The sequence below is a fragment of the Anaerobium acetethylicum genome, assembly GCF_900096945.1.
Classification (GTDB): Bacteria; Bacillota; Clostridia; order Lachnospirales; family Lachnospiraceae; genus Anaerobium; species Anaerobium acetethylicum.
This window is the reverse complement of record NZ_FMKA01000011.1, coordinates 98547-108176: the sequence shown is the minus strand read 5'-3', so window position 1 is coordinate 108176 and position 9630 is coordinate 98547. Positions and strand designations below refer to the sequence as shown.

5 protein-coding genes, 5 tRNA genes and 1 rRNA gene are annotated in these 9630 nt (G+C 43.9%); 10 read left to right on the top strand and 1 reads right to left on the bottom strand.

The window, feature by feature from the left end:
- The 10 genes from BJR36_RS10480 to BJR36_RS10435 all read left to right on the top strand — a co-directional run.
- A 23S ribosomal RNA gene (locus tag BJR36_RS10480) occupies nucleotides 1-87 on the top strand; the annotation flags it as partial.
- 500 nt (nucleotides 88-587) lie between these two features.
- The gene (locus BJR36_RS10475; RefSeq protein WP_091233808.1) at nucleotides 588-1415 is read left to right on the top strand and encodes a YitT family protein; all 828 of its coding nucleotides are present in this window, start codon (nucleotides 588-590) and stop codon (nucleotides 1413-1415) included.
- Between the two features lie 176 nt (nucleotides 1416-1591).
- Nucleotides 1592-1666 (top strand) — tRNA-Pro (locus BJR36_RS10470).
- Nucleotides 1667-1739: 73 nt separating this feature from the next.
- Nucleotides 1740-1810, top strand: a tRNA-Gly gene (locus BJR36_RS10465).
- Nucleotides 1811-1883: 73 nt separating this feature from the next.
- Nucleotides 1884-1957: transfer RNA gene (locus BJR36_RS10460), tRNA-Arg, on the top strand.
- Nucleotides 1958-2030: 73 nt separating this feature from the next.
- Nucleotides 2031-2104 (top strand) — tRNA-His (locus tag BJR36_RS10455).
- Between the two features lie 66 nt (nucleotides 2105-2170).
- Nucleotides 2171-2243: transfer RNA gene (locus tag BJR36_RS10450), tRNA-Lys, on the top strand.
- Between the two features lie 356 nt (nucleotides 2244-2599).
- A complete protein-coding gene (locus BJR36_RS10445) occupies nucleotides 2600-4945 on the top strand; it encodes a DUF4214 domain-containing protein (RefSeq protein ID WP_091233804.1) in 2346 nt (781 codons plus the stop codon).
- A gap of 405 nt (nucleotides 4946-5350) precedes the next feature.
- Entirely contained in the window at nucleotides 5351-6793 is a 1443-nt protein-coding gene (locus tag BJR36_RS10440; RefSeq protein ID WP_169823662.1) for a leucine-rich repeat protein, read from the top strand.
- Nucleotides 6794-7023: 230 nt separating this feature from the next.
- On the top strand, nucleotides 7024-8034 hold the full coding sequence (locus BJR36_RS10435; RefSeq protein ID WP_091233796.1) for a PLP-dependent cysteine synthase family protein: 1011 nt from the start codon (nucleotides 7024-7026) through the stop codon (nucleotides 8032-8034).
- A 128-nt stretch (nucleotides 8035-8162) separates the two neighbouring features.
- Here the strand turns inward: BJR36_RS10435 and BJR36_RS10430 are convergent, their stop codons facing one another.
- Nucleotides 8163-9440, bottom strand: a complete 1278-nt coding sequence (locus tag BJR36_RS10430) for an amidohydrolase family protein (protein ID WP_330387888.1) — start codon at nucleotides 9438-9440, stop codon at nucleotides 8163-8165.
- Nucleotides 9441-9630 lie beyond the last annotated feature (190 nt).

Genomic DNA, 9630 nt, shown 5'->3' with positions numbered 1-9630 from the left:
TTGAAGACGACGAGGTGGATAGGACAGAGGTGGAAGCATGGCAACATGTGGAGCTGACTGTTACTAATAGGTCGAGGGCTTGACCATAAGCACTTGACGATTGGCAAGACGAAGTCGCAGACAGAGTCTAGTGTGTTGGTCGTTCGATTGAACGAAGTGAAATCGAACTTCCTAAACAGCATAATTGTTAAGTAAATGGTTCATAGGATAGAACAAAAATGGATGATTGAATAGTTTGAGTGTGTAGTTTTGAAGATATATAATAGTTGAAAAATTACAAGCAGCTTGTTTGAGCTGCTTTTTTTGTGTGAAACATTCGGAATATAGAAAATATCAGCCTGATATCGCCCCGGAACAGTATCCTGATGCAGGTAACAGCTGAAGATGGAACCACCACAGAGCCGAATATCGATATAAGGTCTTAATAACGTGATAGGATGCCTGTTTGGGAGTATGGGAGCATATAATGCCAGTTCCAGTCACGAGTAACATATAAATTAATTTGACAGGACCCGGAAGTGTGTTTACTATAGCATTATGGAAAGCATAAGCAGCTATTCCAAAAACTTAACAGAGGGGATAAATTCATGTATAAGATAATAAAGAGACTGTTCTGGATTCTTGTAGGCCAGTTTATTGGAGCAGGAGCGTTCAGGCTTGTCCTGGTGCCAAATCAGCTTGTGGCACCAGGTTTCGGGGGTGTTGCTACCGTATTGAATAATCTGTTCGGATTTAACATGCAGATGACGCTGATCGTGCTATGCATTCCGGTCCTTTTATGGTCATTTTTCAGTTATGACAGGAAGCAGGTCTTTTATGCGGCTTTTAGCTACGGAGCCTTTACTTTTGGTATAGGAATTGTGGGAAAGATATTCGATCCGTTCATAACGGATCCGATTATTGCAACGGTAGTGGCCGGCGTTATGCTGGGCGTGGCGACGGGAATCATTTTGAGGCAGGAGGTTGCCAACGGGCCGGAAGCCATAGTAGGACTATATCTGAATGAAAAAAAGGATCTGTCGGTAGGGAATTTTTTTATGGTCCTGAATACGGTCATTATTTTTTCGTCCGTGATTTATGGAGATTTTACGTTTATCGTATATTCCCTGATCTGCAACATGATATCGAGCAGGATAACGGATTATGTGATTATAGGACTGAACAAGTATTATATTGTCAATATCATGTCTGATAATTATCTGGATATAACGGACTATATCAGGAAGGAGCTCCATCGAAGAGTTACATTCATCCAGGGAATGGATACCACGAATGTGAAAAAGAAGATGCTGATCCAGACGGTTGTCAGTAACAGGGAACTTGTAAGCCTGAAGATGTATGTGAAAGGGCTTAAGGATGACAGCTTTGTCTATGTTACGGAATCGGCGGGACTAATAGGCGGCGGCTTCGAATAGGAGAAGGCATCAAGCAATCGATGCCATAAAAAGGCAATGTACAAGATGGTGTAAAAACAAAACAATTGCAATTAAATAAAAAAAATAAAAAAATCCAAATATAGTGTTGACAAGAAGTGAATACTATAATATAATATGTCTTGCGTCACAGATAATACGAAAGGCGCAAAGCATTACGGGGTGTGGCTCAGCTTGGCTAGAGCGCCTGGTTTGGGACCAGGAGGTCGCAGGTTCGAATCCTGTCACCCCGACTATCTTTAAAAAAGAACATGTAAGTGGTCTGGTTTAAAGAGACTTGTCTTAAATAAATAGCATAATTGATTTGCGGGTGTAGTTCAATGGTAGAACACTAGCCTTCCAAGCTAGATACGTGGGTTCGATTCCCATCACCCGCTTGTGTTATGCACGGATATAAGGAAAAACCAGAATATCGTGCTGACGCTTTTAAGTATATGGAATATACAATGTGTGTTTGTAGCTCAGTTGGATAGAGCATCGGCCTTCTAAGCCGAGGGTCTAGGGTTCGAATCCCTACAAGCACAGTTTGTTAAGTGTAGCTTGATGATTGATTTTCAGCCAGGATGACTGAATAGCTGCATTAGCGATTTTTTTATGGTGGGTATAGCGCAGTTGGTTAGCGCGCCAGATTGTGGCTCTGGAGGCCGAGGGTTCGAATCCCTCTATCCACCCTACTCCGGCATTAGTCCGCATAAGTCTGTGAACAGGCATGTTGCGGCAGGCCGGTTTACATATATGGGATATTAGCTCAGTTGGTAGAGCACTAGACTTTTAATCTAGGTGTCCCGGGTTCGAGCCCCGGATGTCTCATTTTTTAAAAATCAGGAATTTGAAAAGGTCTGCTCTCTGGCAGGCTTTTTTTTGATTAACCGGCTCATTAAACCAAATTTCTTACATCTTATTCCTTTATTGGGAAAAAGATAAAAATAGTATTGAATAGGAATGTGTTTCATGATAATATGATATGCAGAAAGCCTGGGTATAATCAGACAGAAAGGCAGAATATAAAGTGAAAATGCTTTTCAGAGAATAAACAGGAACTGGATGAAAAATAGCTGATATAAACAGTTTACAAAAGGAGGAGTACTGACGATATAAGTAATGAATAACAAATGATAGTATCACTCAAACAGCATTGTGACTGATCTAAACCAGGGGGATGGCGAATGAAAAGAGGAACCACAAAGAGCAAAATTGTTAAGCGAGTACAGCCGGCTTTGATTGGACTGTGTGTTCTGTTTACACAACTTCAGGCAACAGCGGTATTTGCGGCAAATGAAAGCGTTACCGGAATGCAGGAAGTTCAGGAGACAGATGTTTTCGGGCAGGTTGAAAAGGAAAAGAAAGGCCTGGGACAAATGTCCGGGTTGGGAAAAGGATATATTGACAGCGGAGTACGGGTCGATAGTGTAAATGAGATAAGCAATGACAGCACGGAACCACATTTGCTGAAGGCCTCCTATATACCGGCCAGCTATGATTTGAGAAATGTAAATGGGAAAAGCTATGTTACGCCCGTAAGGTATCAGGGGAATTTTGGAACCTGCTGGGCATTTTCTGCAGCAGCGGCAGCAGAGTCGAATCTGATCAGACAGGGACTTGCTGACACTCTGGTAGATTTATCAGAACATCACCTGTCTTATTTCCATTACAATACAGTAACGGATCTGCTTGGAGGAACGGTGGGCGATGATGTCGCACTCACATCCACAGCAGCGGATGCCTATTTGACAACAGGGGGAGACGGTTTTACAACGACGTTTTCACTGGCAAAGTGGATTGGAATGGCGGACGAGGCTACGGCAGAGTATCCGGAAACAGACAGTATCCCACAACCACTTAACGACGGCATCGCATACGAAGATGCCGCGCATCTGAGGGATGCCTATTGGATTTCAATGTCTGACATCAGCAACGTTAAACAGGCGATTATGGACAACGGTGCAGTGGAATCTTCCTATAATCATGATGATGCTTATGTGAACTACGATACGGCGGCAATCTATTATAATGGAAACATTGGATATGCCAACCATGCGATTACGATCATTGGCTGGGATGACAATTATTCGAAAAGCAATTTTCTGAGCGGCCGGCAGCCTGCAAACAATGGGGCATGGCTGGTAAAAAACAGCTGGGGTACCTGGTGGGGAAATGCAGGATATTGCTGGATCTCCTACGAGGACTATGTGATGAAAAAAGCTACAGCATATTCTTTTGTATTTGAAGGCAGCGATAATTACGACCATAACTATCAATACGATGGAGGGGTAAGCACATCCTATTATATGTACAATAGCAGCTGCATGATATCCAATGTCTTTACAGCCCATGGAAATACGGCAGGAAAAGAAATCCTTGAGGCAGTTTCCTTTGCCCTTCAGTCTGTGAATACGAATTACAGCATCCAGATTTATAAAAACCCGACAGACCCTCGCAGACCGACAAGCGGAACAGTAATGCTGGCAGAACCCCAGACGGGAACTGCGGTATATGCCGGCTATCATACGGTTGAACTAAATGCTCCGGTAACCCTTGAGCAGGGAGAACGGTTTGCGGTGGTCATTACACTGTCAAAGCCAGACGGAACGGTAATGTTCAACTATGACTATGATTATTCGTATTCCTACATTGACTTTAATTCCAATGCTGCAGCCGGTCAGAGCCTGGTAAGCTGGAATGACGGGAAATCATGGGAAGATTTAAGCGCAGACGGGGTAACGAATCTTCGTATCAAAGCGTTTACATCAGATATAACCCAGGTGGAAATAGATGCTGCAGCTGTAAAGAGTGAGGGCTTTGTAGGAAGGCTGTATGACAAGGTTCTTGGAAGAACGGCATCAGCAGATGAAATCGACTATTACGCTTCCCTGCTTATACAAAATAAGATAACGGGAGCAGATGTAGGAAGGAGCTTTGTTTTCAGCCCTGAATTTACCGGACGGAATTTAAGCAATCCGGCTTATGTAGATGTGCTATATGAGACCTTTATGGGGCGTGCCTCCGATGCGGGCGGGAAAGCATACTGGACGAATTTCCTTGATAACGGGGTATCAAGGCAATATGTATTCAAGGGATTCGTTGAATCCCCGGAATACTCTGGAATCTGCATCGACAGCGGAATAGCCCAGGGAAACGTTTTATTAACTGAGCCGATGGATATGAATCCGAATCTTACGATGTTTGTAAACCGTCTTTATGAAAAGGCATTAGGAAGAGATGCGGAAATCGAAGGTCTCAATTATTATGCTGCGGAAATCATGGCCGGCAGGGTGACGCCTGTTCAGGCAGCGCAGAACTTCTTTTTTTCGGGTGAATTTTTGAATAAAAACCTTGGTGATGAGGATTTTGTGAAAACCCTGTATGTGACATTCATGGGCAGGGAATTCGACCAGTCCGGACTGGACTATCATCTTGCAAGGCTGAAGGACGGAACAAGCCGGGAGACAGTACTCCTGGGATTTGCAAATTCACCTGAATTTGAAGGGATCATCAGCAGTTTCGTATTATAAACGATATCATATTATTGGAGAAAGCATAAAACAGCAGGACGTTTTCATAAAACAACTGCTCAGTTTTATGCTTTTTCATGTTATAAGAGCATACCTTATAATACGACGCCGGGGGCAAAAGGTCATGAATTATGTATAATATATGGAACAAAACAAAAATATTGGAAATTTCGTTGAATATAATTCAGAAAAGTGATATCCTTAAATTAGAATTTACTAAAATCAGTAAAATTCTAATTTGCATTACAAAAAGGAAGATTTTATTAAGAATCCATGTTGGTGGGAATCTGTTTTAGGAGGTGCAGCAGGGGAGAAGCAAGTCACGGGAAAGGCAGCTGTAAGGAAGCAGCAAGCCAGCTAAAAAGGCTCTTTAGAGCTATCAAAATCAGAGAAGGAGATTACAAAATGTTGAAAAAAATATGTTCAATTATGGTGGCTGTGGTAATGATGTTGACGATCATGCCGGCAGCAGCAACAGAAAGCAATGCGGGCAATCTTGATTTTACAGTATCAGGAGGAGTCCTGACAGCATACACGGGAACGGCAGCTGAAGTCGTGATACCGGCAGATATGGGAATAACAAGTATTGGGAAAAGTGTATTTCAGGATCGTGAAGAAATAACAAGCGTTGTTGTTCCAGAAGGCGTTACAAGTATAGGAGACGGCGCATTCTGGGGATGTACTTCAATGAAGGCAATAACCCTCCCGGGCAGCCTGAAAAGTATCGGGAGAATCGCATTTGGATTCTGCGACAGCCTGACCGGAATCAACATACCGAACGGCGTTACATCTATCGGTTCAGGGGCATTCGGATCCTGCAGCTCGCTGCCGGGAATGGATCTGCCAGACAGCCTTACAAGAATAGGGACCGGTACATTTGCCTACTGCAGCGGTTTTGCGGAAATCATAATACCAGCAAGTGTAACACAAATCAGCGACTATGCATTCCAGGGCTGTACCAGCCTGTCGGCAGTTAAGTTCATGGGGAATGCACCACAAATTGGAGCAGATGTGTTTGCTGTCACGGCAGAAGACATTAAAATATACTATTTATCACGCAATACGGGATTTTCCGATACCTTTGGCGGGGTAGCTGCTCAGGCATTTTCAGGGGATTCTGATAAGGTAAATGCATTTGTAACAAGGCTTTATGAAAAGATACTCGGCAGGTCCGCTTCATCATCTGAAATCAACTACTATGCAGATTATCTGACAGCACAGCTCATAACTGGAGCAGATGCCGGAAGAGGATTTGTCTTCAGTCCTGAATTCACAGGCCGAAAGCTGAGCAATTCAGACTATGTGGAGGTTTTATATCAGACATTTATGGGCCGCGCATCAGATACAGATGGCAAAGTTTACTGGAGCAGCATGCTTGATGAAGGCGTATCAAGACTCTATGTATTCAGGGGATTTGTTGAATCAGTCGAATTTACGGATATCTGCAATGGATACGGAATCAACCGTGGAACTGTTGTGCTGACAGATGAAAGAGATAAAAACCTGAATCTTACGAAATTCGTTTACCGTTTATATGATAAGGCTTTGGGAAGAGCGGCAGATGAAGATGGATTAGAGTATTATGCAGGAGAGATACTGGCAGGAAGAGTAACGCCGGTAAATGCGGCACAGAACTTCATTTTTTCAGATGAGTTCCAGAATAGAAATCTCAGTGATGAAGATTACGTAAAAGTATTGTATACAACATTCATGGGCAGGGAATTCGATCAGGATGGATTGGATTTCCATCTTGCAAGACTTGCATCAGGAACAGGCAGGGAAGAAATATTGATGGGATTTGCATATTCGCCAGAATTCAATACCATCATGAACGGCTTCGGATTATAGGAAGCAGATATATTTTAAAATAGAAATCTCCGGCCTGCTTATGAACAGGCCGGAGATTTCTGCATGCCCGGCCCTTCGCTGTTTCGTCAAAACATATTTGTATTTACCGGCGTCTTATATTATTATAGTAAGTATAATGGTAATTGTTCAGTAGTCCGGTGCATCATCTGTGACTATGAAGGATGTAGTCCTGAATAGTTACGCATAACGCATGAAAGGGAGATTGTGAAATGGAAAAAATCAGACAACAGCTTGCAGGGCTTAAAGCGATGGTGGGAAATACTCCGCTCATGGAGATTTCTTTTGAATATAAGGGTGAGGACAGGAAACTATATGCAAAGGCGGAGCACTACAGCATAACAGGAAGCGCAAAGGACAGGGTGGCGATCAACATTCTGGAGAAAGCTTACAATAGCGGAGAACTGAAGAAGGAAAGCATAATCGTTGAAGCGACAAGCGGAAACATGGGTATTTCTTTTTCAGCAATCGGAAGGCTTCTGGGGCACAGGGTAATTATATTTATGCCCGACTGGATGAGCCAGGAACGGGTTGAGCTGATGAAAAGCTTTGGGGCGGAGATAAGGCTTGTAAGCAGGGAAGAAGGCGGATTTCTGGGCTGTATCAGAAAATCGGAGGAGTACAGGGATCAGCATGAAAATGTATTCCTGCCAAGGCAGTTTGCGAATGAAGATAATGCCGAGGCGCATTACCTGACAACTGGAAATGAGATCTGGAGGCAGATGCAGGAAAGGAATATAGTACCTGAGGCAGTAGTTGCCGGTGTCGGAACAGGCGGAAGCATTATGGGTATAGGACGTTATCTGAAGGAGCAGAATCCGAAGATGAAGATTCATCCACTTGAACCAGCAAGCTCGCCGACCCTGTCAACAGGATATAAGACCGGAAAACACAGGATTCAGGGAATATCGGACGAATTCGTACCGGCGATTTTGAAACTGGATGAAATTGATGAGGTGGTTGCTGTAGAAGATGGCGATTCAATAATCATGGCACAGATGCTGTCAAGAGAACTGGGAATGGGAGTCGGAGTCTCGTCCGGAGCAAATTTTCTGGGTGCCATAAAGGTCCAGGAAATGCTCGGGGGCAGAGGGACAGTAGTGATACTTTTTCCGGACGATAATAAGAAATATCTGAGCACAGATCTGATGGGGGAGGAACCTGAACAAGAAGGATATATTTCGAATGATGTAAAGCTAAAAGGATTCAATGCTTTCAGGTAGTGATTCCTTCGGAACGGGGAATCGGGATGCAAGGTTTCCTGCAAAAAAGGGATTGGCAAAAACGGTTACTTGTTTTTGCCAATCCCTTTTAATCTCATACAATTAGATAATAACGCTCATTTTTTGCATCAGCATCTTCTTCCGTCAGCATATTTGCAGCAGATCTGCAGCTCATCATGAAGGTAGATTGCCCGGTCAAGCCTTTCAGGCAATGAGAGAGGCTGGGGGTGATCAAGGGAACTGTCATCCAGAACAACGGCATCAAAAGCATAGCCAGGCTCGAAGCTACCGACCTTTCCAAAGAAAGCGCCGCCGCCTTTGGTTGCCATGTAAAAGGCTTCCGAAGTTGAAAGAGGGCTTGCTTCCTTGTCTACCATCCGCCAATAGAGTTTTGAGGACTGTATGGCATCGGTCATGGCACGGAATATGGGCAGAGAGGTGCCTCCGGCGATATCAGAACCCAGCCCGACATGGATTCCTCTGTCTAAGAATTTCCTTACCGGCGCGATGCCGGAAGATAAGTTTGTGTTAGACTGAGGGCAGTGGGCTACGAATACGCCGTTTTCCTTCAGAATATCCATCTCTTCGTCCGTTGAGTATACGCAGTGTGCCATGATTGTAGGGCAGCCTTTTCCCAAAAGCCCATGCTTTGCATAGGCACCTGCATAGTTGCCTGTATCAGGACATAACTGCCGTACCCATTCTATTTCATCAGGGTTCTCGGATAGATGAGACTGTACCGCAACCCCACATTTTTTCTGTATTTTGGAAAGCTCATCCATGAGCGGATCAGAACAGCTCGGTATAAATCTTGGCGTTATGATAGGAGATACATTCCTGAACCTGCCGGCTGTATCATGGAGCCATTTTCTTGTTGCTTCTGCTGATATTGCGGCATCTGCTTCACATAAATAGTTTGGAGCATTGCGATCCGTGTTTACCTTGCCGGCCATACAGCAGACCCCGGAGTCATCAAGGAGCTGCATGAGTATTTCGGTTGCCTCGACATGAATCGTACCATAGACACAGGCCCTGGTTGTTGCGCTTCTTTTTAATTCATCAGCGAATAGGGAATAGGCTTTTTCAGCATATCCGGCATCAGCGAATTTTGCTTCTTCGGCAAATACCTGTTCCTTCAGCCAGTCGAGAAGTTCGAGGTCTGTACCGAGCCCTCTGATTGCAAACTGAGGGGCGTGTGTATGGAGATCAACAAGTCCGGGTATGATCAGCCGGTCATCGAAATCATAAATGGGAAGTTCGGAATATTCGTCAGGAAGATCGGCATAAACGCCAGCAGAAATTCCCTCCAGACAGACCACATAGCCGTCGGCTACACAGGCAATCTCGTTCAAGCTCTTTGAATAAAATACATGGCCTTTTAAAACAAAGTCGGTAACGTTCATCATAAAACCACACCTTCCTTTTTTTGAGTCCCGGAGAAGAGGGTTCCTTTCAGCCGGGATGCCTGCAGATCAGAGTATTGAATATGGAGAATTGACGTCCGTGATTAGGAGGTCAGCTAAGACTACATTATAGCATTATTATAAATCTAAAATTGAATTAAGTAAACTCTATTGGTGAAATAAATAGATAAAA

What these genes read in the sequence shown, in the direction of transcription:
- BJR36_RS10475 (WP_091233808.1), top strand. Translation starts at nt 588, where the DNA reads ATGTATAAGATAATAAAGAGACTGTTCTGGATTCTTGTAGGCCAGTTT.
- BJR36_RS10445 (WP_091233804.1), top strand. Translation starts at nt 2,600, where the DNA reads ATGAAAAGAGGAACCACAAAGAGCAAAATTGTTAAGCGAGTACAGCCG.
- BJR36_RS10440 (WP_169823662.1), top strand. Translation starts at nt 5,351, where the DNA reads ATGTTGAAAAAAATATGTTCAATTATGGTGGCTGTGGTAATGATGTTG.
- BJR36_RS10435 (WP_091233796.1), top strand. Translation starts at nt 7,024, where the DNA reads ATGGAAAAAATCAGACAACAGCTTGCAGGGCTTAAAGCGATGGTGGGA.
- BJR36_RS10430 (WP_330387888.1), bottom strand. Translation starts at nt 9,440, where the DNA reads ATGATGAACGTTACCGACTTTGTTTTAAAAGGCCATGTATTTTATTCA.